Raw genomic sequence first — 25,360 nt, 5'->3', positions numbered from 1 at the left:
CCGCGTCATGGAAGAAAACCTCCCTGCACGCAGAAGTCTCCATGCACCCACTTCGCAAAGCCCTGCATAACGAGTTGCACTCGCGGCCGTCGATCTATTTTCGTGATCCGGCCAACGTCTATCACTTCGCCTTCGCCGACGCCGAGGACGTCTGCGACGCCCTGGTCGAGCACCTGAACCAGACTGCCGATGCTTCACTGGCCACCAATGGCTCCCAGGGTTTGCTGCGACTGGGCGAAGACACCCTGAAATGGGAACGCCATACCGAGTTCTTCACCCTCACCCTGGTGGTGCCACGCAAGGCGGGCGACGACTTCTGGCCGGCCCTGCCGGCAGCGCTGGAGAGCCTGGTGGCCGACTACCGCCATCTGCTGATCAACGCCGACCAGGTGCTGGTGGAGTCGGAGACGAACTGGGCGGGCGACACCTCCGCCTATGGGTTCAAGGACCCATCAGGCTCCACCCTGGGCGGCGGCGATGCCATCGCCTGGTCGGACTTCCGCCTGAGCGAAGACGGCGTGAACCGCATCCTGCTGGTCAACCGCCGGCTCAACGCCTATCGCCTGGGCCGGATGATCCGCCGCCTGCTGGAAATCGAGACCTACCGAATGATGGCTTCGCTCACCCTGCCGGTGGCCCAGGCGGTGAGCGGGCAGTTGAAAGAATACGACAAGGAACTGGCCAGGCTTTCCGACCGTAACGCCGAGAGCAAGGGCAGCGCCAAGGAGCTGTCGACGGATATTGCCGCCCTCTCCGCCCGTATCGTGCGCAGCACCGCCCGGACCCGCCAGCGCTTCAGCGCCACGGAGGCCTACGCGCAGATCGTCTTCGAGCGCATCAACGAGCTCCGTGAATCCCATATCGATGATTGCCAGCGCCTGGGGGTGTTCATCGAACGACGCTTCCGCCCCACCGTGCGCTACTGCGCCGCCACTGACCAGCGCCTGGTACGCCTGGGCCAGAGCGTGGCCAACCTCGGCGACCTGCTGCAGGCACGCGTCCAGGTGGAAGTGGAAGAACAGAACTCGGAGATCCTGCGCAGTCTGAACGCCCGCGCCGATACCCAGATCAAGATCCAGAAGGCGGTGGAAGGCCTGTCGATCATCGCCATCAGCTACTACCTGCTGAGCCTGTTCAAGCTGTTCTACGGCGGCTTGCACACGCTCGGCCTGGATATGTCACCGAAGGCGGCGATCCTTGTGATGACACCGGTCGTGGCGTTGATACTCGGCGTGATAGTCCTGCGGATCAGGAAGGCGAAGGGGCATTGACCCCGTTGACGAAGGTCACCGCAGAGCTGTAGGGGCGATTTCAATCGCCAAGGGTGGCGAAGCTGCCCCCTGCAAGTCCGATGGGCAGACCTGCGGCCTGCTTGGCGAATGAATTCGTCCCTACAAATGTGTACCGACGCCTCGGTACATCCACCAGCGGACCTCGGAACGGGCACCTGCGGTGGATCGGTGAAGCGTGATCCACCCACACATCAAGGCCGATTTCGGCGGCCGCAGAAATCGCAGTCAAAAAAAGACCCGGCAAATTGCCGGGTCAATAACCGTGATTAGCCTGATGAGGAGATAATCTGATGAGTCCGAAACTGGGCTTGTCAGCTTATCCAGCTGGCCGCGAGGCCAGTTGTTGTAATAATAATGATTCTCATTTTTCAGTCAAGCGATAGTCGCTACCGAATGTGAACTACTTCTATTTGACGACAAGCGGCCTCCGCTCCCCTTTCTGCTCACTCCAGATCCAGGCCTGCCTCGGCCAGCGTTCGGCGATAGCAATCACGCAGTGAATCCAGGTGGCTCCATACCTGCCCCGCGCACTCGTCCAGGGCGATATGGCTTCCGGCGCGGCAGCGATTTTCCAGCTCGCAGCCCTGATAGAAGGCATTCACCACCTCGACCATGGGCTCGCGCTGGTTTTCCATCAGCACCGCGGCGTGCGCCAATACCACATGACGACCATCGTCGCGCCGGCGTCGCCAGCGCTGGGCGGTGCCGACCAGCTTGCGCGATTCCAGGGTGACGTTGTAACGGCCGTCACAGAAAGCGCCATCCACCTCACCCAGCCCGCCTTCGAGTCCCATGCCGGCCAGCCAGTCGAGCATCGGCTGGCAGAGCCGCAGGTAGGCGTTCTCGATCCTGGTCAGCTCGCTCTCACGGGGTGGCAAGGCATAGACAAGCGCCACATTGAGCACCGCCGGTGATTGCGGCACGGGCTCGCCACCGCTGTCGCGCAACGCGACCGGCCAGCCCAGCGCCTGGCAATCAGCCCCGGCGGCGGCGAATCCGGCCAGTCGGCTCATGCGCTGCGGCATCACCAACGCTGCCTCCCGTGGTCGCCACAGGAGCAACCCGCATTCCCCTTCCCCTTGCTGGATGCGCTCCAGCAGCCGGCGTTCCTCGTCCAACCCTTCGGCTACCGCGTAGCGTGGAACCTGGTGCATCTCTCCTCCCACAAGTGTCAACTTTCCACCAGCAACCAAGCGCCAAGGCTTTGCCGCTCTAAGTCACTAATACATTTGTACTTTTATACCGTTCGTATCCGTACTTCAGCCGCCAGTCCGCCAGAGGCGGTTTTCACCCAGATGAATGATGGCACCGCGGAATTGCCTCCTCTAAGTTTGTTTCAACCTGTTTCATAAGCGCGATACAAGCTTCGACCGGCAATCACTACAGAGCCAACAAGGCCGACCGGTACGAGGTGCTTCTGAGGCGGACAGAGCGATCGAAAGTTCACCGTCAATCAAGCTGTGGAGGACCGCAGCCGTGAATATCTCTCGCTTGCTGTTCAGGGGCACTCCGCTTGTCGCCAGCAATGTCACAGGTGACAGCAACCAACAACCACTCGCCAACACCAACCGCCGTTCATTCCTCAAATGGTCCGCAGCCGCCAGCGCCCTGCCCTTGCTCCTCACCGAACGTGACAGTCACGCCAAGGACAGCGACACCTCCGATGTCGCCAGCCCGAAAACCACTCCGTGGAAGGAATTCCTGCCCAACCAGATGAGTCCGCTGAACCCGGTCAGCGTGCTGCATGGAGCGGACGGCGTGCAGGTGGTTCCGCCTTCCGTCACCGCCGACGCCGAGCACGGGGAATGTGGCCGCAAACCACACCAGCGCTATGACCAACTGGGCATCGATCCGACGATGTATGAAATCAACGTGGTGGAGCGCCCGTGGAAGGCGCACCCGGACCTGCCGGAAACCAAGGTCTGGAGCTACCGCGCCGCCGACTCCACCCCGGATAGCTTCAGCCCGATCATCTTCGCCCGCTATGGTCAGCCGGTACTCTGCCGCTTCCACTGCAAGTTGCCCAAGGACCATGTCGGCGTCGGCGTCCCGTACATCTCGGTGCACCTGCACAATCTGCACTGCCCTTCGGAAAGTGACGGTTTTCCCGGTGATTTCTTCAGTGCCCAGAAGCAGGGCCTGACCATGGACTTCAAGGGCGAGTACAAGGACCACTTCTACCCCAACGTATACGCCGGCCTGGACGAGATGCAGAACGGCATCGGCGACTACCGCGAAGCGCTCGGCACGTTGTGGTTCCACGACCACACCTGGCAAGCCACCTCGCAGAACGTGGTGCGCGGGATGTTCGGCTTCTACGTCATCTTCGACCACCTGGACTCCGGCAACGAGAAAGACCCGAGCCCGGAAGCGCTGCGCCTGCCCAGCTATCCGTACGACTACATGCTGAGCTTCAACGACATGCGCTTCGATTCGAAGGGTCAGCTCGTCTTCGACCGTTTCAGTCCGGACGGCACGCTGGGCGACAAGATCCTGGTCAACGGCAAGATCGAGCCAGTGCTGCGCGTCGCGCGGCGCAAGTACCGACTGCGCCTGCTCAACGCCGGCCCGTCGCGCTTCTACGAGTTCTACCTGAACGACAGCAAGGGCAAGGCGCAGACCTTCACCTACATCGCCAATGACGGCAACCTGCTGCCCGCGCCCATCCGCAACATGGGCAAGGTTCATCTGGGCGTCGCTGAGCGCGCGGACCTGGTGGTGGATTTCTCCAAGTACCCCGTCGGCACCGAGCTGTTCCTTACCAACCGCCTGATCCAGGACACCACCAAGGGACCGGACAAGGTAGACGGTTCCGGCACCAAGGTGCTCAAGCTGCTGGTGGACCGTGACCCGCCGGAGCAGGACCTGAGCCAGGTGCCTGATGTCCTGCGGCCGCTACGCCCACTGTGCGACGAGGAAATCGAACGGGCCAAGGTGCGCCGCTGGGTGTTCGACCGCAAGGGCGGCGAATGGGCGGTCAATGGCAAGCCGGAGAATATCCTCGACACCAGCGCCAAGATCGACAAGGGCGAGTGCGAGATCTGGGAGCTGGTCAACGAAAGTGGCAGCTGGCAGCACCCGGTGCATATTCACTTCGAGGAAGGTCGCATCCTCAGCAAGACGGTCAACGGTGTGCCGGTGGCCATTCCGGAACACGAGCGAGGACGCAAGGACGTCTATGTGCTCGGCAAGAACGAGGCGGTTCGGGTGTTCCTGCGCTTCCGCGACTTCACCGGCAAGTACGTCATGCACTGCCACAACGTGATCCACGAGGACCACGGCATGATGATGCGCTGGGACATCGAGGACGACACGCCGCCCGAACCGCCAGCCGGGTGCAACGTCAGCTGAGCCATAGCCAACCCTTGATCGTTACTGGAGATGCCAGATGAACACTCGCAGAAATCTGCTGTTCGGCGCCGGTGTGGCTGCCACAGGCCTGGCCGCGCTGGGCGCCGGCCTGGTAGATCGCAACTGGGCCGCCCCGGAACCCGAGTACGCCGAGGGCGACAGCTTCGGCGCCCGCTACTTCCCTAACCTCACCCTCTACACCCACCTCGGTAAGCGCGTGAAGCTCTATGACGATCTCATGCGCGACAAGGTGGTGACCTTCAACATGATGTACACGATGTGCGGCGGCCTCTGCCCCACCATGACCGCCAACCTGCGCGGCACCCAGAAGCTCCTGGGCGACCGGGCCGGGAAGAATGTCTTCATGTACTCCATCACCCTGCAGCCGGAGCTGGATACGCCGGAGATCCTCAGGGAATACGCCGAGTCCCACCGTGTCGGTCCGGGCTGGCTATTCCTCACCGGCGACCCGGCGGACCTGGAGAAGCTGCGCCGCAAGCTCGGCTTCTTCGACCCGGACCCGGTAGTCGATGCCGACCGCACCACCCATATCCGCATGGTGCGCATCGGCAACGACCGCTTCGATCAATGGACCATGGCCTCGGCCCGCTCACAGCCTGAGCAGTTGGTGGCGGCGATCAACATGGTGGACCGGTCGGTGGATTTCACCTCGCACAATGGGAAGGATGCGAGCCTGCCGGCTTGAGGCCCGGACCGGCCGAGGATTGACTTGTGGGAGCGATTTCAATCGCGATGCAGTACGCAGTACTGCCGGGAATACCAGGGCGGCTAAACCGCCCTATTCGCGAATGAATTCGCTCCCACAGGCGAGGAGCCGTGCACCGCTCAGCGCACCCGCCCCAGATTCACCACCAATGGCCAGCTCACCCGGCGGGTGCTCGCCGGGTCGCCCCAGGCCTGCGTGAATCGTTCGCGTAGCGGGTCGAGCGGGTTGTTGCCGTGGGCGTTCTGGTAGGTCGCCAGGGCCGACCAGCTTTCCAGGTAGCCCAGAAGCCGCGCCAGGTCCCATTGGGCATCCAGGTTGAAGGGCGGCACCTCGATGCGCTCGAAAGGGAACGGCAGGGTGCGATAACCCTGCTCCACGTGCTTGCGCTCCTCGGCCCAGTAACTGCCGAGGATGTCGCTGTAGAAGTGACTGACCAGCGCATCCACTTCGGGCGTGATCGTCGTGAGGTTGTAGGAAATCACCGCAAGCAACCCGCCCGGCCGGCTGACCCTGCGGACTTCGGCATAGAAGCGTTCCAGGTCGAACCAGTGCAGCGCTTGCGCCACCAGGGTCAGGGAAACGCTGGCGTTGGCCAGCGAAGTCTGCTCCGCCGGCTCGCAGCGGTAGTCGATATTGGCGGCCTGCTCGGCCTTGGTCAGTTGCTGTGCGCTCACATCGGTTCCCACAACCCGCTGAAAATGCCGCGCAAGGTCAACGGTCGCCTGACCGGAACCGCAGCCGCAATCCCAAGCCAGGGAAAGGTCCGGTGCCTGCTGGCTGAGCCAAGCGATCAGCGCGGGGTCGTAGGTGGGGCGACTGGCGCGGTAAGCGTCGGAATTTCTGGTGAAGAGTGCGCTTGTGTCGGACATGGCAGGAAATCCGCTTCGGGTCGCAGGGATTGCCAGCATAGCGCGGGTGGAGCCGTGAGGCTGGCGTTGTAGGGGTGAACTCATTGGCCAAGGGCAACGCAGTTGCCGCCGAGACTCCACTCGGCAGACCTTCGGCCTGCTTGGCGATTGAAATCGCCCCTACAGAGGGAGAGGGGGCAGTGCGTGCCTCATTTCACGATGGCCAGTTCGAACGAACCCTGGTCACTGTGCTCATGCACCTGCATGCCCGCTTCGCTCAAGGCAAGGTCCTGCAGGGGGCGCTTGAAGGGTTTGTTGTCCAGGGTCTGCACGCTGCGGTCTTCGTCTGTGGTCAGCAGCAGTACGTAGCGTTCGCCCTGATTGGCGCGGACCTGCACCGTGCCTTCGATGAAGGCATAGCGGTACCAGGTTTCGCCGTGGAGCTGATAGACCGCATCGCTCACCAGCCGCGTCGGCCGTTTGGCTTCGTCGAGGAACAGCAGCGAGGGATAGACCACCTGGCGATTGGCGAAGCTGCGGATTCGCAGCCCGTAGCTATGCTGGGAGCGCGGCAGCTTGAGGGCGCTGTAGTAGCTGCGCCCCATGGGAAAGTCGAAGCTGGGCGAGAGGTTGTTCAGCTCCTCGTAGCGCGGCTCTTCTACTGAAACCTCGGTGAAGGCGGCGTCCGCCAACTGACCGCAGCAGCGCTCCACCAGGCTCTGGTAAAGCGCCTCACCCTGCTCTTCGCTGCCCTCCAGCAAGGCCTTCATGGCGGCCGTGGGCTGGCCATCGAGGGATGGCAACAAAGCGGCCTTGCGCTTGAATTCCATCTCGCGGGCTTCGGTATAGGCAATGGGGCCGGGAGGCGCGTCATCCGCTTCCGACTCCTTGCCCCGGGCAGGCACCGGCGAGTTGTGTGTGCGGCCCTGCTCATCGACCCAGGTGAAGTACGCTGGGCCCTGTTCCGGCCGGGAGTAGCCGCGGCCTTCGAGGACCGCCGAGTCGACGTACTCCTCGGAGCGCTGGCCGTTGGGCAGCACGAAATCGCGATGGCCCGAATCCACCTGCCCCGCCGCGTAGAAACTGTTCTGCAGATTGCCGCTGGCATCCACCCAGGTGAAATAGCGCCGCTTGCTCTCGCCTGCCTTGGCGCTGCCGGGCCACAGTGCGTCGTCGCCATCCTTCAGGCGTGCCTGGTCGCTCTGCACGACTCGCCTGGCCGCCTGGCGCTGCTGCTCGCTGTAGCGGCTGTCGACGAAGGTGTTGTGGACGCGGCCCTGATCGTCGATCCAGGTCAGGTAGCGGCCACTGCTGGCGTGAGCGGTGCCGGCGAGAGTCATGGCGATAAGCAGGATGGGCACTTTCATCAGAAGGTCGTCTGGTAGGTCAGGGCCAGGATGTACGCCTTCACTGAAGTCGAGACGTTTTGTCCGGCGTAAGGGTTGTAGACCAGGTTGTCGATACCGGTGCAGTTGAGGCTGCAGCTGGTGTCGGCCTTGGTGCTCTGCCTGGTGGTGAAGTAGTTGAAGCCGATGTCGATGTTGGTGTCCTTGTCCCAGCGATAACCCAGGCCCAGGCCATAGAGGTGGGCATCACCGATGGGTGCGAGCACGTCGGCCTTGTCGTCCGGAATGGCCGAGGGACGCCACTCGTAGCCGGCGCGCACGGCCAGGCGATCGGTCCACTGGTACTGCACGCCGAGCGCCCAGCTCCAGGTATCGCGGTAGCCACGGTCGAGGATGATGCTGTGGCTGGTGGCATTGCCGCCGCCGAAGTTCTTGGCGATGCGCAGCAGGTCCAGCTCGCGGTCGAACTCGATCTCGAACTCGTTCCAGTCGCTGTAGCCGCTCCACTTAAGGTCGAAGTTGAACTGCCAGCGGTCGAATGGAACGATCTTGATGCCCGTGGAGAAGTTGTCCGGGTAGGTCATGTCCAATGACGCGTTGCCCATCTCTTCGTCGACGTTGCCGTAGGGGAACAGCGGGCTCAGCACCTGGCCGAACAGCGAGGACTGCATGCCGGACCAGAAGCCCTGCCAGTCCTTGCTGTAGTCGACCCGGTACTTGCCCTGCAGATGCATGCGCGCCTCGCTCTGGTACGTGGCGCCCCAGGCGAACCAGTCGGTGGGCTCCCAGAGGAAGCCGATGTTCCAGGTCGGCGACAGCGACTGCTGCAGGTCCAGGTCCATGTTGGCCAGCGTGTCGAAGGGACCGATCTTGCCGCCGCAGACGTTGATGATTCCCGAGACGACTTCGCCCAGCCCGGGCAGGCAGAGGAACTCGTTGAACAGCCGGGTCAGTCCGGTCAGGAAGCCCGGGTTGCGAAAGTCCTGGTTGAGCGCCATGGCCTGGTGGGAGAAACCAATGGACAGGCCCACCGCCAGCTCGTCATTCACCTGGTAGCCCACCGAGGGCGAGAAGTAGGTAATGCGCTGCAAGGCGACCTCACGCCCCTGGTAGCGCGCCGGATCGCTGTCCGAGTCCCGCGAGTAGCCCAGGGCCATGGGTGCGTAGACGTTGGTGGCGAAGGTGAACTTGGAGCCCGGCGGGTTGATAGACAGACCCGCCAGCGGTGCGAACAGCACCGGCACTTCGGTCATGCCGCCCATGCCCGGCAGGTACATGGCTGGCGTCAGGGTGCGGCTACTGGAGTTCGCCACCGGGTCGTCGTCGTAGCCGAGGAAGCCGTAGTCCTCGGGGGCCTCGAACTTGGCGCGAATGTCCATCACCCCGGTGAGGAACTTCACCGTGGTCTGGCGGCCCTTGAGCTTGGTCAGTGCGGCCGGGTTGTAGTGCACCGCGTCGATCCCGGGGGAATCGGCGGTGATGGCGTTGGCCATGGCCATCGCCTTGGGGTTGCCGATGGTCAGGTCGTTGGCCAGTTGGGCCTGGGCCAGGCCCGCCCAGCAAAGGCCTACCCCGACGATCGCCCGCGCAAGCGGCGAAAGGTGCGTGCTCATGAGGTGATCTCTCGCCGGTTACTGGGCCTTGAGGCCTTTGATGTCGAGGGGTACGGAAAGCCCCAGGAGTACGTCCGGCGAGTCCTCGGTCATGCCGAAGCCGGCGTTGACGTTGATGATGTAGTCCGGCGACGTTCGCAGGCCAAGGGAGAAGTTCATGATCGAACTGGTCTGTTCGGTTCCCTCCAGGTTGGCGGTCTGGAACTTGTATGTCGGCTTGGTCGTGTAGGCCATCTGGTACGAGGTGGCCAGGGACACGTCGTAGGACAGCGCATAGGCGAAGCCCATACTGAAGTTGAGGGTGTCACCCGGTTCCACGTCTTCCAGGATGCGCCCGCCGCGCATCTGGTGAATGTCATGCACCGGCATGTTGTAGGTGTACCCCACCGAGCCGAACAGCACGACCGGGTCGATCACGTAGGACATGTTGGCGCCTACGCCCAGGCTGTAGTAGCCGTTGCCGGTGGACAGGTCGTTTTCGGAGTTGATGTCGTAAGGGCTTTCCCCGGTGGGCAGGCCCAGGGTGGCGAAGAGCGTGGTGACCGGCCGGCCACGGGTCGAGGCCCAGGGCTGCCAGCGCAGGGAGGCAGAGATGTCACCGAGGCTGTAGACGTTCAGGTCGCGCTCAGTGTCGTACTTGGCGACGAAGGGCAGGCGCACGCTGAAGGTCAGGTTGTCCCACACCCCGTAGTCGAAGGTGAAGGAGTTGGTGAAGGTGTGTTGGGCCTCGCTCTGGCTTAGCACGCTGTAGACGTTGCTGCCGGTGCGGAAGGTTTCGATCTGGGTATCGCGCACCAGCGAGTAGTCGAAACCGTAGGTGAGCGTGCGCTCGCCTTTCTTCAACAGCGTGTAGCTTTTCTCGGAGGCCTGGAACACTTCTTCCAGCGCCTTGGCGCTGTCGGCATCGTCGTCCTTCTTGCTCAGCGCGTCACGCGCCTCGTCCACCGAGCTCTCCTCGGCCTGCAGCGGCAGACTGGTACAGAGCACCAGCATGGCCAGCCATGCGTATTCCCTTGGTCCCATGGTGCTATCCCCAGGTCTTTCTTGTTATGAGCGGGTGTCACTTGCGGCGGATGTAGCGGATATCGCCCCCCGAACCCAGTTCGTCGATTTCGTTCTGGGTGAACTTGGTGATCTGCGGAAACTCCTTGAACGCCAATAGGCTGACGATGCGATCGTCCACCAGGCGCAGGTCGCGCTCGGTGAGGGCCATGGCGTTCTGCGGTTCGTTGCCCGAGGGGAAGATCACGAAGAGGACGTTCTGGTCCCAGATTTCCTCGAAACGGGCACGGGTGAAACTGATGTTGCCGAGTGCGGGGTCCGCGACGAATACGTGGTCGTTGTAGACGTCGCGCACCACCACGAAATGCTTGAAGCCGCCGTAGTGGATCGGAACGATGGCCGGATGCTCCAGGGCGTCGAGGTCGCCGAATTCGGCACGGAATCCGCCACTCTTGTAGCCCAGCGCGCCGACGAAGCGCTTCATGTCCAGCAGCGAAAAGCCACGGCGCTCGACGATCTTGTCGGCTTCGCCGTAGCGCAGCAGGCCTTCCATCACCTGGCGTTCTTCCAGGTTCCGGCCCAGGTAGTAGTCCAGCAGGCTGGTCAGTGCCGCGGAGCCGCAGCTGTAGTCGTAGGCCTGACGGATGACGTTGCGAAATTGCAGCTGGCTCATCGGCTCGACCACGGCCGTTTCACGGTACGGACCATTGGGCGAGAGCGGCTGGCTGATGTTTACCGCACCTTGCGGTTGCGGCTTGGTGTCCACCGTCTGGGTGAAGCCGAACAGACCGAGCAAACTGCCAATCAGGATTTCGATCATTGCCGTTCCGACTACTCGACTCTTTTCTTGGGGAAAGGCCCCGCCGACCAGGTCGGCGAGGCTTTCCGGATTACAGGATCAACGAGCTGTCAGTGACCCCAGACCTTGAGGGTGGAGCCGGACATGTTCATGTTGTTGATGGCCAGGGAACCGATGCTGGCGGCGCTGGAGTCGCCGACGCGGATGGCGCCGACCGAGAGCTGGCCGGTGATGGACGGCAGGCTGATCTGCAGCTTGTCGCTGCCACCGGCGCCACCGTCGATCACGTCGATCTTCAGCGGGTCGCTGTCGAGGATGTCGAAGCCGGTGAAGGACACGGTTTCCAGGCGCAGGGTACCGGCGGTGGTGGTGCTGCCGGAGGTTTCGGAGTCGGTGTAGACGATGCTGCCGATGGAGCCGTTGAAGCTACCGGAGATGCTGATGCCGTCCTGACCAGTCACACCGGACAGAGCGGAATCGTCCATGGCCTTGAGGTCGGCCTGGGCCATGAACGGAGCAGCGAGCACAGCAGCGGCCAGAGCCAGTTGTTTGAAGCTTTTCATTCTTTTTATCTCCAAAGTTCACAGGTGGGTTGCCCCCGGGGCCTGCCGTCGACTCCTGTCATCGGCAGTTGGACCGGCTGACGCCGATCTCCTGGCCGGACGCTGCTTCCTTAATCGCATCCGGCGAGGATTCGTGAAGCACCATGCTTCTCGACCTGGGAACAAAACTACTTAGCCCCTCCCCCGCTGCCAGCCCATCCAAGGGATGGAGGGGCTGTGGGGTTCCCCACCTCAGGCCTCGCTCAGGAGGCCCAGACTCTTGCCCTTCAACACGGCCTGGGTACGGCTGCGCACCCCGAGCTTGGCGAACAGGTTGTGCAGATGCCATTTGATGGTGGCCTCTGACAGGTGCACCGCCTGGGCAATGTCGCGGTTGGAAAGACCTGCCGCGACATACCGCAGGATTTCGCGCTCTCGATGGCTAACATCTTGATTTTCATCGAAAGTTTCCGGATCCACGGAGAGCCGGCGGCATTGCTCGCGCAGGCTTTCGGCCACACCTTGCCAGGCGCCGGCACGCTTGGGTTCGGCGGCGCGCCAGGCATCCCAGAGCGGCAACAGCCAGAGCGCATCATCCTGGAACAACCGGCGGTAGCCACGATTCCAGGCCTCTTCCAAGGTGTTCTGGAACAGGACGAAGGCCTTCTCGCTGTTACCTTTGCGCCAGTACGCCACAGAAAGTAACAGCGACAGCCGCAGGCGACGGTCGCGCTGGTGTTCGTCCTGTTGCCGCGCGAGGCAATTCTCCAGGCTCGATTGGGCACGCTCGGGGCGGCGCTCGGTGAGTGCCAGGCGTGCCTCGGTCAGGGCCAGCACCGTGTGCGCATCGGAGTAACGCGCCAGCGGCAGCACGGCCAGGTGTTGCTGCAGTTGCAGGCAGATGCGCTCGGCTTCGTTGGGCCGCCGCAGCCAGAGCAGGAACTGCACCTTGCAGGCCATTCCATGGGCGAAGACCCGCTCGTAGCCCGCACCCTGCAGGCCAGCCAACCATTCGTCGAGCTGGGCCAGCGCCTGCTCCGGTTCACCGGCAAAGAATCGCGCCCGCGCCATCACCAACTGACCACGGCTTATCAATTCCACCGGAGTCGCTACATCTCGCCAGGTAGTCGCCAGGGGCAGTTCGGCAAGGATTGCGGCCTGGCGGTCCTGTTCGTAAAGGAGGTCAGCGTAGGCCAGGGCCAGCGGCCCACCTACCCGGCTGCGTCGCCCGAACACCCGTTCCACACGGGCTCGGGCGGTTTCGGCGATGGCCCGGCCGCGTTCCAGTTCGCCGCTTTCCTTGCAGATCAGCGCCTCGATCAGGCTGGTCATGACATGCAGGTATTCGCTGTCCACCAGTTTCAGGTTGTCACGGGCTATCGCGATGGCCTTCGCGGCTTCGCCGAATTCGCCCATCAGCGCATAGGCCGCCGCCTGGACGCAGGCCAGGCTGGCACGGAACACCGGCTGGTTGTCCGGCACCATGGCGAGCCACTGGCGGGCGACCTTGAGGCAGGCTTCCAGCTTGTCCTGATAGAGCATGACCAGGGCCTTGAGCACCTGGGAGGCCGCCAGCAGTTCGCCAAGGCCGAAATGGATCACTTTGCCGCGCCCTTGCAGCAGTCGCGTGCTGACTTCCTCGATCAGCGCTTCGGACTCCGCGAATCGCTGCTCGAACGCCAACTGCCAGGCATAGAAGATCTGGAACACCGGGTGCTCGCGAATGACCTCGGCGGGCACGCCCTTGAGCATCGAAAGAATGCCGTAGACCCGGTTGCCGGCGATCAGCCGTGCGCCCTGGCGCTCCAGCATCGCGGCGGCGAAGGCGAAATCGCGGCCACGCAGGGCGTACTTGATGGCGCGGTCCGGCATGTCGTGGCCTTCGCACCAGCGCGCCGCCGCATGCAGCAGGGTTGCCGGATCCGTCTGGCGCGCCAGGCGACCCTGGAGGAACTCGGCAAACAGATGGTGATAGCGGAACCACTCGCCCTGCTCGTCCAGGGGAATGATGAAGAGCTGCTCGCGCTGCAGCCGCATCAGCATGTCGAGCCCATCGCGGCGGCCGGTCAGGGCATTGCACAGGTCGGCGCAGAAGTCGTCGAGCACCGAGGTCTGTTCGAGGAACTGCTGCAAGGGTTGCGGCAGGCTTTCGAGCACGTCCTCGGTCAGGTAGTCGGCGATGTTGCGCTCGGTGCCGCTGAGGCTGGCGAGGAAGGCAGCACGATCGGGATGCCGGGCCAGCGCCAGGCTCGCCAGGTGCAGCGCGGTGATCCAGCCCTCGGTGCGGGTGTGCAGCAGGCGCACTTCATCGCTGGCCAGCGTCAACTGGCGCACCTCGCGGAAGTAGGCCTCGGTTTCTTCGAGGGTCAGGCGCAGGTCTTCGGCTTTCAGCAACAGCGATTCCGCCTCGCTGAACAACAGCCGTGGTGTGAAGCGGGTGCTGCTGACCAGGTGGACATTGGCCGGCAGGTTCTCGATCAGGTAGCGCGCCCCCTGGTCGAGGGCTACGTGGCGGATGCGGTGGAAGTCATCGAGCATCAGGTAGAGGTCGCCCTCGATGCGTTTCAGATCGCCGACGAACGCGTCGATCACCGCCTCGATGGGCCAGTTCACATCACCCTGCAGAAGGCCAACGGTATTGCCACCAAAGCCGGGCAATGCGGCATCCACCGCGGCGACCAGGTACTGCAGCAGGCGTTGCGGCTCGCTGTCGGCCTCATCGCAGGACAGCCAGGCGACATGTGCGCCATCGATCTGGAGCTGCTGGCGGAACAGGCTGAGCACGGTGCTCTTGCCGAATCCGGCCGGCGCACTGAGCACCAGTACGCGGCGGCTGCGGGCGCCCTGCAGGCGCTGGATCAACGCTCGGCGCGGCAGTACCGGGCGGCCACCGGCATCGGCCGGGAACAGCTTGGTGCGCAGGAGGGGAATCTGGTGCGGGCGTGACAGGCAGAGGTCGGTCATGATTCGAGCAGCCCCAGCTCGCGGGCACGCCGGATCGCTTGGGTCCGGTTACGCACCTTGAGCTTTTCGTAGATGTTGTGCAGGTGCCATTTGACAGTCCCCAGCGCCAAGGCCAGCTGCTGTCCGATCTCCTCGTTGGACATGCCCTTGGCGGCCAGACAGACCACCTCGCGCTCACGGTCGGTGAGTCCTTCTTCCAGCACATCCAGGGATTTGCGTGCGTCGTTGCCGGGCCAGGACGCCAGCAGGTCGCGGATGAAACCTTGCAGCGCGGGGTGGCGTTCGGCCGCTTCCAGTTGCTGGAGCAGTTGGCGGATGGCCTCGCCCTCCTCTATGAACAGGCTGCGCACGCCCTCCCGCTCGGCACAGAGCAGGCACTGCACCAATAGGCTCTGGGCGCGCTCCTGATAACCCAGGCGCTGGTAACTGAGGGCGGCCAGCAGGTCCAGGCGCAGCCGTTGCAGGCCATGCCAGTTGGGCTGGAGCTTGCCGCGCAATTGGGTGATCTCGTGCAGGGCTTCGCTGAAGTGCCCACGGGCTTGCTGCAGGCGCACGCGGATCAGCCCCTGTACCCAGAGCGCCGAATTGGCGCCGTGCTGGGTACCGCCGCTGGCCAGCTTGTTCCAATCCACGCCCTTGAAGCGCTGTTCGGCCCGCTTGATGCGATCGGTGCCAGGCTCCTGGAGCGTCAGCGAGATTTCCTCGGCCACCGCTCGCGCATAGAAGCGCCAGGACTGGTTGCGTGCGGCCAGGTTCTGCATCAGCACCAGGGTCGCCTGGGCTTCCTTGGGCTTGTCCTGCATGCGCTGGATGCGCGCAAGGAAGAGCATGCCCTGGGCATAGATGTCGATCGGCCGGATGACGTCGATATGGGTCAGCGCGCTGCCGAGGCGTTCCTCGAGGCCGTCGAGGCGCCCCTGCTGGTAGGCGATCAGGGATTCGACTATGACCGGCAGCGCCATCGCACGGGACTTTTGCCCCAGGTGCGGCATGACTTGCGCATGCATCTGATCGAAGAGCATCTGCGCCTGCCGCACCTGGCCCTGTTCCAGGGCCAGGAGGATCTCGACGTTGGCCAGCTGCATGTCCAGGTAGCGGCCTTCGAGGAAGTGGTTGCGCTGCTGGGCCAGGGACAGCAGGCGGCGGGCCTGGTCCGGCTGGGCGAGGACCGCCAGGGCCATGGCGCCAATCACCAGGATGGCCACTTCGAGGAAGGCCTGGTTGCGCCCGAGTTGCGCCTCAACCCGGCGGGCGATGGTGACGCAGAGTTCGAGGTCGTCCTTCTGCAGGGCGAGGGCAGCCTTTACCGCCAGGGTCGCCAGGTACTTGTCGCTGATCTGCGCCTCGGCGCGGGTTCCGCCCCAGCGGGCCAGCAACTCGTCGAGCATCTGGATGGCTTCCGGCAGTGCCATCTCGGTCGCACGGTTCCAGACATCCGCCAGTACCAGGGTCGGGTAACGCGCGGCAATATCGTCCGGCACCTTCTGCCGCCAGCGGTAGATCTTGTTCAACTGGCCGCGGTTGATCAGTTCCAGGCCGCAGCCATCCACCAGCGCCGCGAGCATGTCCGGGTCTTCGGCTAGGCTCGCGTGCTCGATGGCGAGGTTCTGCATGTGATGGTTGGTGAACCAGAGACTGGCGTTGAAGTGCAGTTGCTTCAGGCGCTCCGGATCACGGGTCTTGAGACGGCTGCGCAGGAAGTCGGCGAACAGGTGGTGGAAGCGGTACCACTGCCGCTCACGATCCAGCGGCAGCAGGAACAGCTGCATGGTTTCCAGCCGTTCCAGCAACGCCTGGCCATCCTGGCGCCCGGTCAGTGCGTTGGCCAGGTCACCACTGAGCTGGCTGGCGACACCGAGGGCCAGCAAGGCGTCCTGCAGATCGGCAGACAGCTGCTCGAAAACGCTGGCCAGCAGGTATTGACCTACCGTGGCCTGGTCACTGCCCAGGCACTCCATCTGCTCAGTGGCTTGCGGTTGGTGGCGGAGCCACAGGCTCGCCAGCTGGACACCAATCGCCCACCCTTCGGTATGGCTGTGCAGCGCGGCCAGTACTGCATCATCCAGTTGCAGGCCGGTACGGGCCAGGTAGTCGCGGGTTTCCTCGACGGACAGGCGCAACTCGTCGAGACCGATCTCCAGCAGCCAGCCCTTGGCCCGCAAGGTGGCCAGACTCAGCGGCGGCAGGGAGCGGCTGCCGACGGCCAGGGAGAAGCTGGCAGGGGCCAGGCGCACCAGGCGGCCAAGTGCGGAAAAGAGTTCGGGGTCTTTCAACAGGTGCAGGTCATCCAGCACCAGCAGGAGCGGACCATTGTGGCGGGCGAGGTCCACCAGCAGGCTTTCGAGCACGGCGTTGACCGGGACCTGCATGGTGTTATGCAGGTAGCCGCGGGCGTAGTCGCCAACGCCGGGCACGGCTTCGCCGAGGGTCTTGATCAGTTGCTGGAAGAATCGCGCGGGATCGTCGTCCTCGGCCTCCAGGGAGAACCAGGCCACTGCGCTACCGGCGGTGCGGCGTTGCTCGGCCAGGGCCGCAAGGGCGGTGGTCTTGCCGAACCCGGCAGGTGCCGAGAACAGCAGGAGGCGAGCATGAGGATGGGCGGCCAGTGCCGCCTGAACCTGGGGTCTTGGCAGATAATCGGCAGATGCCTGAGGTGTCACGAGTTTGGAGCGCTGGCGGCTACCGGCTGCGGGGTTGAGAACTGCGTCCACTGCCTGAATCCCTGTGTCGTTATCGTTGTGGTTCGGAGGTACATCTCCGTGGGATTGGTACATAAGTATCAGAATGTTTTTCCTACGTAAACGTCAGAAAAGGCTCTAGGATCGACACTGCAGGCAGACTAGAATCCGCTCCTGCATTCAGCCCGCGCCGCCCCCATGCCTGACTGTCATTTACACGCTCTTCCCTATCAGGAATCTCCCTGCGAACGCTTCGCCCGAGTCCGCCAGGCGCCCGGCGCCGTGTTGCTGGACGCCGGCCGACCGGTCGCCGAGCGTGGACGCTATGACCTATTCAGCGCCTGGCCATTGGCAGCATTTGCAGCAGCGCCGGGCGAATCGGCCAACGACTTCGCCCATCGCCTGCGGAAGGCTCTGGCCAGCCTCGGCGAGGCGAGCCTGCCTGCGGGAATCGAACTGCCGTTCGTCGGCGGCCTGATCGGCTACCTGGCCTATGACTTCGGCCGCAGGGTGGAGCAACTGCCGGAAGCGGCCATCGATGACCTGCAATTGCCCGACGCCCAGTTGGGCCTCTATGCCTGGGCGCTGGTCAGCGATCATCAACTGCGCACCAGCCAACTGGTGTTCCACCCCAGCCTTGCGCAAGCCGAGCGCGCACGCCTGATCGCCCTGTTCAGCGAGCCTGCCGAATCGGCATCCGCCCCATTCCGCCTGCACGCGCCCTTCCAGGCCAACCTCGACCAGGGCCAGTACCGCGACGCCATCGAACGGGTGCAGGCCTATATCCAGGCCGGCGACTGTTACCAGGTGAATTTCACCCAGCGCTTCCAGGCACCCTGTGAGGGCGATCCCTGGTCCGCCTACCAGGCATTGCGCGCGGCCTGCCCGACGCCGTTCGCCGGCTACCAGGCGCTGAACGATGGCGGCGCCATCCTCAGCCTGTCGCCGGAGCGTTTCATCAAGGTCAGCCAGGGCATGGTGGAAACCCGCCCGATCAAGGGCACCCGACCGCGCGGCCAGACACCGGAGGAAGACCGCATCCAGGCCGAGGAGCTACTGGCCAGCCGCAAGGACCGCGCGGAGAACCTGATGATCGTCGACCTGCTGCGTAATGACCTCGGACGCAGCTGTGCCATAGGTTCGGTACGAGTGCCTGAGCTGTTCGCCCTGGAGAGCTACCCCAACGTCCATCACCTGGTCAGCGCCATCACCGGCCGCCTGGCGGCAGACAAGGATGCACTGGACCTGATCACTGGCAGTTTTCCCGGCGGCTCGATCACCGGCGCCCCGAAGATTCGCGCCATGCAGATCATCGACGAGCTGGAGCCCACTCGCCGCTCGATCTATTGCGGGTCCCTGCTTTACTTGGACGTTCGCGGCGAACTGGACAGTTCCATCGCCATCCGCACCGTGCTGGTGAAAGACGGTCGGGCCAGTTGCTGGGGTGGCGGAGGCATCGTTGCCGACTCCGACTGGCAGGAGGAATACCGTGAGTCAATCACCAAGGTGAAGGTGTTGATGCAGACGCTGGAGAGGTTGGGAGATTAAAACCTGTGGGGGAAGAATTCATTCGCGAACCGAATTGGCACCGTGCCAGCAGACGGCCCCTCCCCCCAACCCTATTCCAGAGGGCGAGGGAATGAAAAAGCCCGCTTTCGCGGGCTTTTTCATAGGCAGGATTCAGAGGCTCAACTGACGGTTGGAGGCCTTGATGAACTCGCGCTTGAGGTCTTCGTAGGTGTGCACCGCCGGGAACTGCGGGAACTCGCGGATTACATTTTCCGGCGCATGGAACAGGATACCGGCATGAGCTTCGCTGAGCATGGTGGTGTCGTTGTAGGAGTCGCCAGCCGCGATCACACGGTAATAGAGGCTCTTGAAGGCCAGCACGGACTGGCGCTTGGGGTCCTTCTGGCGCAGCTGGTAATCCACCACACGATCGGTCTCGTCGGTGATCAGGCGATGGCAGAGCAGGGTCGGGAAGCCCAGTTGACGCATCAGCGGCTGGGAGAACTCGTAGAAGGTGTCGGAGAGGATGACGACCTGGAAGCGCTCGCGCAGCCAGTCGACGAACTCGACGGCGCCTTCCAGCGGCTTCAGGGTAGCGATCACTTCCTGGATGTCGGCGAGCTTCAGGCCGTGCTCGTCGAGGATGCGCAGGCGCTGCTTCATCAGCACGTCGTAGTCCGGAATGTCCCGGGTAGTCGCCTTCAGCGCTTCGATTCCGGTTTTTTCCGCGAAAGCGATCCAGATTTCCGGAACCAGTACACCTTCAAGGTCGAGACAGGCGATTTCCACGAGCAATTTCCCCGCATGGCTTTTTGATTGGAGGCGGCACTCTAGCGACTCGACAGATACCGTGCAACGCAGCCCTTATATCCAAAAGCAGCAGTGGTACTTCCTGATGGTTATTTAGGAGCATAACTCCCCTTTGTTAAGATGCCCGCCATAGAGCGCGCCCAGCGCCACCCCCAAAAGGAAGCCTGCCTGATGAGCCACCCCTTCGACGTCGCCGCACTGGCGACGGCTTACGCCAGCAAGTCCCCCCAGGACATCCTCAAGCTCGCCTTCGAGCATTTCGGCGACGACCTGTGGATTTCCTTCAGCGGCGCCGAGGACGTGGTCCTCGTGGACATGGCCTGGAAGCTGAACAAGAACGTCAAGGTATTCAGCCTGGATACCGGCCGTCTGCATCCGGAAACCTACCGCTTCATCGAGCAGGTGCGCGAACACTATGGCATCGCCATCGAGGTGCTATCGCCGGACCCGCGCCTGCTGGAACCCTTCGTCAAGGAAAAGGGCTTGTTCAGCTTCTTCAAGGACGGTCATGGCGAATGCTGCGGCATCCGCAAGATCGAACCGCTGCGCCGCAAGCTCTCCACCGTGACAGCCTGGGCCACCGGCCAGCGTCGCGATCAGAGCCCGGGCACCCGTTCCCAGGTGGCCGTACTGGAAGTGGACGGCGCCTTCTCAACCCCGGAAAAGCCGCTGTACAAGTTCAACCCGCTGGCGCAGATGAGCAGCGAAGAAGTCTGGGCCTACATCCGAATGCTGGAGATTCCCTACAACCCACTGCACGAGCGCGGTTTCATCAGCATCGGCTGCGAGCCCTGCACCCGCCCGGTACTGCCGAACCAGCACGAGCGCGAAGGGCGCTGGTGGTGGGAGGAAGCCACCCAGAAGGAATGCGGCCTGCATGCCGGCAATCTGATCAGCAAGGCCTGAGCCATGCGCATCACCCTGGTGAAGAAAGTCCTCGCCGATGGCCAGGACTGCCGCAAATGCCGGGATGTGATGGAGCACCTGGAACGCGGGGGCCATCTGGAGCGGATAGACCGCATCCTGGTGGCCGACGAGCGCAACCCGGGTAGTGCCGGCTGGATGGCAGCGCAGCATTACGGCGTGGACACTGCACCGTTCTTCGTGGTGCGCCACGACGATGGCCGGGAGCAGGTCTACACCGTATTCCTCGCCTTTCTGCGCGATGTGTTGCAGCCCTCCTCCAACCCACCCTCGTAGCCCAGCAGGGTGTTTGGCTTCGCGGAGCTCAGCCCAACCTACAGCCCTCTTGGCGTGCAGGTGGGTTGCGGTAGAGCAAAGAGAAACCCAACAGCATCCAGCGTCGTAACTCCTGTGTACCGCCCAGAAAAAAGCCCGGCAATAGCCGGGCTTTTTCCTTGCCCTGACCCTTAGTAGGTCGGCAGCTCCACGTCGTGGAACAGCTCGTCCAGCTCCGCCTTGTTATGACACTGCACGGCCCTGGCCTGGACATCGCGGGTCAGGTGCGGGGCGAACTTCTCGATGAAGTCACACATGAAGCCGCGCAGGAAGGTGCCGCGACGGAATCCGATCTTGGTCACGCTCGCTTCGAACAGTTCACTGGCGTCCAGCACCACCAGGTCGCTATCGAGTTTGGGATCCACCGCCATTTTCGCGACGATGCCCACGCCCAGCCCCAGGCGTACATAAGTCTTGATCACGTCAGCGTCGGCAGCGGTGAACACGACCTTGGGGGTCAGGCCACGATGGCTGAACGCTTCATCCAGCTTGGAGCGGCCGGTAAAGCCGAACACGTAGGTCACGATGGGATGTTCAGCAAGTGCTTCGAGGGTCAGCTTGGGCAGCTTGGCCAACGGGTGGCCTTGGGGAACGATGACGCAGCGGTTCCAGCGGTAGCACGGCATCATCACCAGGTCACCGAAGAACTCCAGGGCTTCGGTGGCGATGGCGAAATCGACAGTGCCATCGGCAGCCATCTCTGCGATCTGCATGGGCGTCCCCTGGTGCATGTGCAGGGCAACGTCGGGGTACTGCTTGATGAATCCACCGATCACCGGCGGCAGTGCATAGCGCGCCTGGGTATGGGTGGTGGCAATGGACAAGGTGCCTTTCTTCTCGTTGGAGAACTCCTGGGCAATCTGCTTGATGCTCTCGACCTTGCGCAGGATTTCGCCGGCGGTGGTGATGATGCGCTCACCGGCCGGAGTGACTCGAGTGAGGTGCTTGCCGCTTCGCGCGAAAACCTCGACGCCCAGCTCGTCTTCCAGCAGACGGATCTGCTTGCTGATGCCCGGCTGCGAGGTGTAGAGGCTTTGGGCAGTAGCGGACACGTTAAGGTCGTGGTGCGCTACTTCCCAGATGTAGCGCAATTGCTGGAGCTTCATAGGCAATCCTCAAAGCGATTACGCCGCAGGATGTCGGCGGCGTTTATAACCATATTAATGGTTTGCTGAATAAAACTAGACGTTTTTTTGCGCTTTGCACAACCCGCGACCAGCGGTGATCAGAAGTCGTTGCGCCCGCGATGCTGGAGCATTGGCACCAGATACACCGGCACCTCTGAAAGTTGCACCAATCTGGCAGCGGTACGGCCCAGCGGTGTATCCAGCGAAGTCCCGTGGCTGTGGCTACCTACTACGAGCAGGTCCACCGAGAGCTTCTGCACTTCTTCGAGTATGACCAGCGGCGGATCCCCCTGAACCACCCGCACCGCGCGGATCATGTCCAGGTCCTGGACCGCCTCGCCCATTTCATCGCGAAACCCCTCCAGCACCCGCTGCTCGATACTCGACATCACGGTGCCCAGCCCCTTGGCCCGCAGCTCCTTGAGGGTGGCGTCGTCAAGGTAGGTCTGCAGAACCGATTCGGCGAACAGCCCAAGGGGCTCCACCGCATGAACTACATACAATTGGGCGTTGTAGGCGCGAGCGAGAGACAAGGCGTGCTGCAGAACATATGGGGCATAGAGACCGAGGTCCGTGGCATAGAGAATGGAGCGAATCATGAGGCCTCCTACTGCCATGCTTGGCTGGCCTCACCAGAGCTTAGGTTCTGTAGGAAAAGTCGTCGAGCGACCGGCCGGCGCGGCACAAAGACCATTGGACCGCGCTGAAGCGTGCTAGCCACAAATGGCTTTCCAGGCCGATTGCGGAGCCTGCTGGCAACTCTCGTAAGGAATCCGATCAGAACTGCGGTTCGTTGCTCACACCGTGGGGAACATGCCCGGTAGCCACTACATCGCGGGCCTTTTCGCAGTGTCCGGCCTGGTCGTCGAAGAACACATCTGCGCCAAAGGTTTCGAGGATGGCGGCCTTTTCCAACCCGCCGAGGAAGAAGGATTCATCCAGACGAATGTCCCAGTCGCGCAGGGTGCGGATGACCCGCTCATGCGCCGGCGCGGAGCGCGCGGTTACCAACGCCGTGCGAATCGGACAGGCTTCCGGCGGGAACTCCTGCTGCAACCGGTTCAGCGCCGAAAGGAAAGGCTTGAAGGGCCCTCCATCCAGAGGTTCGCGCGCCGAATCGCGCTCGTGGGCCTGGAAGGCTTCGAGGCCGCCACTCTGGTAGATACGCTCGGAATGGTCGGAAAACAGCACCGCATCTCCATCGAAGGCGATGCGCAGCTCATTGCTCGCGGCGCGGCGCGGACCGCCAGAGAGAATGGTGGCGGCGGCGTAGCCCGTCTGCAGGGCGCGACGCACATCTTCGGCATGGGTGGACAGGAACAGGTGGCAACCGAAGGCGCGCAGATACGGCTCGGGACTGCGCCCGCCGACAAAGGCAGCGCGGGAGATGCCAAGACCGTAGTGCTGGATGGAGTTGAAGGCCCTCAGCCCGGTGTCGGCGCTGTTGCGCGACACCAGGATGACCTCGACCCGCTGCTGGCCCAACTGTTCGTTCAGGCCAAGCAGTTTCTCCACCAGCGGATAGGCATCGCCAGGAGCCAGCACTTCGTCTTCATGGTCGATCTGGTACTGGCGGTAGGCTTCTATGCCTTCTGCCTCGTAGACCCGGTGGCTTTCGTCCAGGTCGAACAGTGCCCGCGAAGAGATCGCCAGTACCAGCTTGTCACCCAGCCCCTTGCCCATGAAGGTCCGTCCTCTCAACCCTGATTGCGTGCATCGATGAAGCGTAGCGCCTGATAGAGCGCACGGATACGCGGCATCTCGAACCCGACTGCAGCAGCCGCAGCAAGAGGAGCTTCATATATGGCGCCGAGTTCAAGCGGGCGTTTCTGCACGAAGTCGTGGTACATGCTGGGCAAGTAGTCGGGCATGCGATCGGTTGAAGCCAGCAGCTTGGCGGCGAAGTTGTCCGGGATGCGATGCCCGATGGCAGTAGCCGCATCCACCACTTCCTGCATGATCGCCTGGATCAGTTCACGTGTATCGGTGTTGCTCATGAGCGCCGTGGTGCCAGCATCCAGCAGTACCGACAAACCGTTGTAGGGCACGTTCCAGACCAGCTTTTGCCAACGCGCCTGGTCCAGGTTGGCGACTGCCGCCGAGTCGATTCCGGCAGCCTTGAACAGGCCGGAGCCCTCCTCCGTCAGCGCCTGGCGCTCCGCTTCGTCGACCGCCGGGCCAGAGTGATAGCCGAGGTTCACCGCCCCCAGAGACTGGTGCTCGATCACCCCTGGTGCCGAGCGGTGGACGCAGATGTAGCAGAGGCCGCCAAGCAAATGCAGCGAGCTTGGCAGCAGACGACGCAGTTCGTCCTCCACCGCCAGGCCGTTCTGCAGCAGCACCACCTTCGCGCCCGGCGCGGCAACCTGGGCGATGATCGGCGACAGCGCGGCATTGCTGGTGGTCTTGGCGCCTACCAGCAACCAGTCGCAGGCGGGCATTTCAGCCGCATCACGGTAAGCCTGGGCAGGGAACAGCGCCTGAGCGCCATGCACCGCGCTGTTCAGTTGCAGACCACGTGCGACGACGGCGTCGTATTCGCTGCGCAGCAGGAAGTGCACATCAAAGCCGGCACGGGCCAGCATCACACCATAAAAGCCGCCGATGGCGCCGGTACCGATAATGCCGATACGCGGTTTGCTTGTACTCATTTAAGGAAGCTCCTCTGCCGGCCGGGCCAATACCCGCTCCAGGGCTTTTGTCAGATCGTCGCGCCGCAGGCTGGAGTGCAGCGCGCCATGGAAGTTGCCATTTCGAACCACGAACAACGCAGGCAGGTGGAATACCTCATAGCGCTCGACCAGCCCACCATTATTGCCGGCATCGATCCAGCACAATCGGTCCACCGGCAGCCCGGTTCCCGGCAGATGCTCGCGAGCCCAGCGACAACTGGCGCAGCCGACACTGGTGAAAATGACCAGTGAAATGCCGGGGAGATCGAGCAGAGAGTGATCGGCATCGAAGTCGGTCAATTCCACCTCGGGCACTATAGTTTCTGGTGCGATGCCGGGTTCGAGGCTTCTGGAGTTCGCGGTCATGCGTCAATTCCTGCGTCACCCCACGGAAATGCCCGTGGAGCTGGTTCCACGCAAGGGCAGGCACATGCCCCTGCAGCGGCTGCACGATATCAGCCTGGGTGGGGTGGCATGCAACTCCGTACGGGCGTTCCGGCGCGGCACCTCTATCGAACTGTGCATCCCGTTGCTGGGCGACCAGGCACGCTTTTCCGGAACCGTTGTCTGGTGCCGCAAGCAGGTCGATGACTACATGATCGGCATCGCGTTCACCGATGAAGAGAACATGTTCCGCGCACGGATGGTCGAGCAGATCTGCCTGATAGAACAGTACCGCAGGCAGCGCGAGGAAACGGTTGGCCATGCCCTGGCACCAGAAGCGGTGGCGCAGGAATGGATCGCCCTGCACGCAGCCGACTTCGCCCCCGTCTGAATTCGTGCCAATTCCACGTTCGGCGCATGCATTCGCCATTGTCGAGGTTACGTGGAAAGCGTTAAG

Annotated in this window: 22 protein-coding genes; 7 read left to right on the top strand and 15 right to left on the bottom strand. The window is 63.0% G+C overall.

All coding sequences use genetic code 11. The features are described from left to right. Window positions 1-41: 41 nt before the first annotated feature. Entirely contained in the window at window positions 42-1,271 is a 1,230-nt protein-coding gene (locus tag E8E75_RS20915) for a DUF3422 domain-containing protein (RefSeq protein ID WP_153920296.1), read from the top strand. 464 nt (window positions 1,272-1,735) lie between these two features. Here E8E75_RS20915 and E8E75_RS20910 read toward each other — a convergent pair whose 3' ends face one another. Then, window positions 1,736-2,446 (bottom strand): lipoate--protein ligase family protein, encoded by a 711-nt coding sequence (locus E8E75_RS20910; protein ID WP_153920294.1) that lies wholly within the window; start codon window positions 2,444-2,446, stop codon window positions 1,736-1,738. 322 nt (window positions 2,447-2,768) lie between these two features. Here E8E75_RS20910 and E8E75_RS20905 point away from each other — a divergent pair, with 322 nt between their 5' ends. Beyond that, window positions 2,769-4,643 (top strand): multicopper oxidase domain-containing protein, encoded by a 1,875-nt coding sequence (locus tag E8E75_RS20905; protein WP_280359734.1) that lies wholly within the window; start codon window positions 2,769-2,771, stop codon window positions 4,641-4,643. Window positions 4,644-4,680: 37 nt separating this feature from the next. Then, a complete protein-coding gene (locus E8E75_RS20900) occupies window positions 4,681-5,349 on the top strand; it encodes an SCO family protein (RefSeq protein ID WP_153920291.1) in 669 nt (222 codons plus the stop codon). A gap of 140 nt (window positions 5,350-5,489) precedes the next feature. On the opposite strand, the gene E8E75_RS20895 is transcribed toward E8E75_RS20900, so the two are convergent. From E8E75_RS20895 to E8E75_RS20860, 8 genes are all read right to left on the bottom strand, one after another. Beyond that, window positions 5,490-6,239, bottom strand: a complete 750-nt coding sequence (locus E8E75_RS20895; RefSeq protein ID WP_153920289.1) for a class I SAM-dependent methyltransferase — start codon at window positions 6,237-6,239, stop codon at window positions 5,490-5,492. A gap of 188 nt (window positions 6,240-6,427) precedes the next feature. Beyond that, window positions 6,428-7,585, bottom strand: a complete 1,158-nt coding sequence (locus E8E75_RS20890; protein WP_153920287.1) for a MalM family protein — start codon at window positions 7,583-7,585, stop codon at window positions 6,428-6,430. After that, window positions 7,585-9,177: an outer membrane protein transport protein gene (locus E8E75_RS20885; protein ID WP_153920285.1), complete on the bottom strand. Its 1,593-nt coding sequence runs from the start codon at window positions 9,175-9,177 to the stop codon at window positions 7,585-7,587. The genes E8E75_RS20890 and E8E75_RS20885 overlap by 1 nt, the downstream gene beginning before the upstream one ends. An 18-nt stretch (window positions 9,178-9,195) precedes the next feature. Next, window positions 9,196-10,170 carry a transporter gene (locus E8E75_RS20880; RefSeq protein ID WP_120651454.1) on the bottom strand — a complete coding sequence of 325 codons (975 nt, stop codon included), beginning with the start codon at window positions 10,168-10,170 and terminating at the stop codon, window positions 9,196-9,198. Between the two features lie 67 nt (window positions 10,171-10,237). Further along, window positions 10,238-10,999 carry a C39 family peptidase gene (locus E8E75_RS20875; protein WP_077526270.1) on the bottom strand — a complete coding sequence of 254 codons (762 nt, stop codon included), beginning with the start codon at window positions 10,997-10,999 and terminating at the stop codon, window positions 10,238-10,240. 89 nt (window positions 11,000-11,088) lie between these two features. Further along, entirely contained in the window at window positions 11,089-11,541 is a 453-nt protein-coding gene (locus E8E75_RS20870) for a DUF6160 family protein (protein ID WP_120651455.1), read from the bottom strand. 231 nt (window positions 11,542-11,772) lie between these two features. Further along, window positions 11,773-14,484, bottom strand: coding sequence for a LuxR C-terminal-related transcriptional regulator (locus tag E8E75_RS20865; RefSeq protein ID WP_153920284.1), 2,712 nt, complete (start codon window positions 14,482-14,484; stop codon window positions 11,773-11,775). Then, window positions 14,481-17,195, bottom strand: a complete 2,715-nt coding sequence (locus E8E75_RS20860; protein ID WP_256660971.1) for a LuxR C-terminal-related transcriptional regulator — start codon at window positions 17,193-17,195, stop codon at window positions 14,481-14,483. Before E8E75_RS20860 ends, E8E75_RS20865 begins: the two co-directional genes overlap by 4 nt. 165 nt (window positions 17,196-17,360) lie before the next feature. Between E8E75_RS20860 and pabB the strand changes: the two genes are divergently transcribed. Continuing rightward, the gene (gene pabB, locus E8E75_RS20855; protein ID WP_120651458.1) at window positions 17,361-18,710 is read left to right on the top strand and encodes an aminodeoxychorismate synthase component I; all 1,350 of its coding nucleotides are present in this window, start codon (window positions 17,361-17,363) and stop codon (window positions 18,708-18,710) included. A gap of 132 nt (window positions 18,711-18,842) precedes the next feature. Here pabB and thrH read toward each other — a convergent pair whose 3' ends face one another. Beyond that, the gene (gene thrH / locus E8E75_RS20850) at window positions 18,843-19,460 is read right to left on the bottom strand and encodes a bifunctional phosphoserine phosphatase/homoserine phosphotransferase ThrH (protein ID WP_120651459.1); all 618 of its coding nucleotides are present in this window, start codon (window positions 19,458-19,460) and stop codon (window positions 18,843-18,845) included. Between the two features lie 192 nt (window positions 19,461-19,652). Here thrH and E8E75_RS20845 point away from each other — a divergent pair, with 192 nt between their 5' ends. Both E8E75_RS20845 and E8E75_RS20840 read left to right on the top strand, forming a co-directional pair. Then, entirely contained in the window at window positions 19,653-20,387 is a 735-nt protein-coding gene (locus tag E8E75_RS20845; protein ID WP_153920280.1) for a phosphoadenylyl-sulfate reductase, read from the top strand. Window positions 20,388-20,390: 3 nt separating this feature from the next. After that, the gene (locus E8E75_RS20840; RefSeq protein WP_153920278.1) at window positions 20,391-20,681 is read left to right on the top strand and encodes a hypothetical protein; all 291 of its coding nucleotides are present in this window, start codon (window positions 20,391-20,393) and stop codon (window positions 20,679-20,681) included. A 170-nt stretch (window positions 20,682-20,851) separates the two neighbouring features. On the opposite strand, the gene cysB is transcribed toward E8E75_RS20840, so the two are convergent. The 5 genes from cysB to E8E75_RS20815 all read right to left on the bottom strand — a co-directional run bounded on the left by cysB (window position 20,852) and on the right by E8E75_RS20815 (window position 24,885). After that, the gene (cysB, locus tag E8E75_RS20835) at window positions 20,852-21,826 is read right to left on the bottom strand and encodes an HTH-type transcriptional regulator CysB (protein WP_120651462.1); all 975 of its coding nucleotides are present in this window, start codon (window positions 21,824-21,826) and stop codon (window positions 20,852-20,854) included. Window positions 21,827-21,945: 119 nt separating this feature from the next. Beyond that, entirely contained in the window at window positions 21,946-22,446 is a 501-nt protein-coding gene (locus E8E75_RS20830) for a universal stress protein (RefSeq protein ID WP_120651463.1), read from the bottom strand. 178 nt (window positions 22,447-22,624) lie between these two features. Further along, window positions 22,625-23,530 carry a 5'-nucleotidase gene (locus E8E75_RS20825; RefSeq protein ID WP_153920276.1) on the bottom strand — a complete coding sequence of 302 codons (906 nt, stop codon included), beginning with the start codon at window positions 23,528-23,530 and terminating at the stop codon, window positions 22,625-22,627. 14 nt (window positions 23,531-23,544) lie between these two features. Continuing rightward, complete coding sequence (locus E8E75_RS20820) at window positions 23,545-24,498, bottom strand: putative 2-dehydropantoate 2-reductase (RefSeq protein WP_120651465.1); 954 nt, start codon at window positions 24,496-24,498, stop codon at window positions 23,545-23,547. Continuing rightward, window positions 24,499-24,885 carry a thioredoxin gene (locus E8E75_RS20815; protein ID WP_120651466.1) on the bottom strand — a complete coding sequence of 129 codons (387 nt, stop codon included), beginning with the start codon at window positions 24,883-24,885 and terminating at the stop codon, window positions 24,499-24,501. Here E8E75_RS20815 and E8E75_RS20810 point away from each other — a divergent pair. Next, window positions 24,884-25,294, top strand: coding sequence for a PilZ domain-containing protein (locus tag E8E75_RS20810; protein WP_120651467.1), 411 nt, complete (start codon window positions 24,884-24,886; stop codon window positions 25,292-25,294). The two genes, E8E75_RS20815 and E8E75_RS20810, sit on opposite strands and share 2 nt — an antisense overlap. The last annotated feature ends 66 nt before the right edge of the window (window positions 25,295-25,360 follow it).

This window comes from Pseudomonas sp. BN606, assembly GCF_029873115.1.
Classification (GTDB): Bacteria; Pseudomonadota; Gammaproteobacteria; order Pseudomonadales; family Pseudomonadaceae; genus Metapseudomonas.
The sequence above is the reverse complement of the archived record's forward strand: the minus strand, read 5'-3'. Positions and strand labels throughout refer to the sequence as shown.

Coding starts and splice junctions, on each gene's coding strand:
- E8E75_RS20840 (WP_153920278.1), top strand. CDS start 20,391: ATGCGCATCACCCTGGTGAAGAAAGTCCTCGCCGATGGCCAGGACTGC.
- E8E75_RS20845 (WP_153920280.1), top strand. CDS start 19,653: ATGAGCCACCCCTTCGACGTCGCCGCACTGGCGACGGCTTACGCCAGC.
- E8E75_RS20910 (WP_153920294.1), bottom strand. CDS start 2,446: ATGCACCAGGTTCCACGCTACGCGGTAGCCGAAGGGTTGGACGAGGAA.
- E8E75_RS20810 (WP_120651467.1), top strand. CDS start 24,884: ATGCGTCAATTCCTGCGTCACCCCACGGAAATGCCCGTGGAGCTGGTT.
- E8E75_RS20900 (WP_153920291.1), top strand. CDS start 4,681: ATGAACACTCGCAGAAATCTGCTGTTCGGCGCCGGTGTGGCTGCCACA.
- E8E75_RS20865 (WP_153920284.1), bottom strand. CDS start 14,484: ATGACCGACCTCTGCCTGTCACGCCCGCACCAGATTCCCCTCCTGCGC.
- E8E75_RS20890 (WP_153920287.1), bottom strand. CDS start 7,585: ATGAAAGTGCCCATCCTGCTTATCGCCATGACTCTCGCCGGCACCGCT.
- E8E75_RS20880 (WP_120651454.1), bottom strand. CDS start 10,170: ATGCTGGTGCTCTGTACCAGTCTGCCGCTGCAGGCCGAGGAGAGCTCG.
- E8E75_RS20875 (WP_077526270.1), bottom strand. CDS start 10,999: ATGATCGAAATCCTGATTGGCAGTTTGCTCGGTCTGTTCGGCTTCACC.
- E8E75_RS20830 (WP_120651463.1), bottom strand. CDS start 22,446: ATGATTCGCTCCATTCTCTATGCCACGGACCTCGGTCTCTATGCCCCA.
- E8E75_RS20815 (WP_120651466.1), bottom strand. CDS start 24,885: ATGACCGCGAACTCCAGAAGCCTCGAACCCGGCATCGCACCAGAAACT.
- E8E75_RS20820 (WP_120651465.1), bottom strand. CDS start 24,498: ATGAGTACAAGCAAACCGCGTATCGGCATTATCGGTACCGGCGCCATC.
- E8E75_RS20870 (WP_120651455.1), bottom strand. CDS start 11,541: ATGAAAAGCTTCAAACAACTGGCTCTGGCCGCTGCTGTGCTCGCTGCT.
- E8E75_RS20825 (WP_153920276.1), bottom strand. CDS start 23,530: ATGGGCAAGGGGCTGGGTGACAAGCTGGTACTGGCGATCTCTTCGCGG.
- cysB (WP_120651462.1), bottom strand. CDS start 21,826: ATGAAGCTCCAGCAATTGCGCTACATCTGGGAAGTAGCGCACCACGAC.
- E8E75_RS20895 (WP_153920289.1), bottom strand. CDS start 6,239: ATGTCCGACACAAGCGCACTCTTCACCAGAAATTCCGACGCTTACCGC.
- E8E75_RS20885 (WP_153920285.1), bottom strand. CDS start 9,177: ATGAGCACGCACCTTTCGCCGCTTGCGCGGGCGATCGTCGGGGTAGGC.
- pabB (WP_120651458.1), top strand. CDS start 17,361: ATGCCTGACTGTCATTTACACGCTCTTCCCTATCAGGAATCTCCCTGC.
- E8E75_RS20915 (WP_153920296.1), top strand. CDS start 42: ATGCACCCACTTCGCAAAGCCCTGCATAACGAGTTGCACTCGCGGCCG.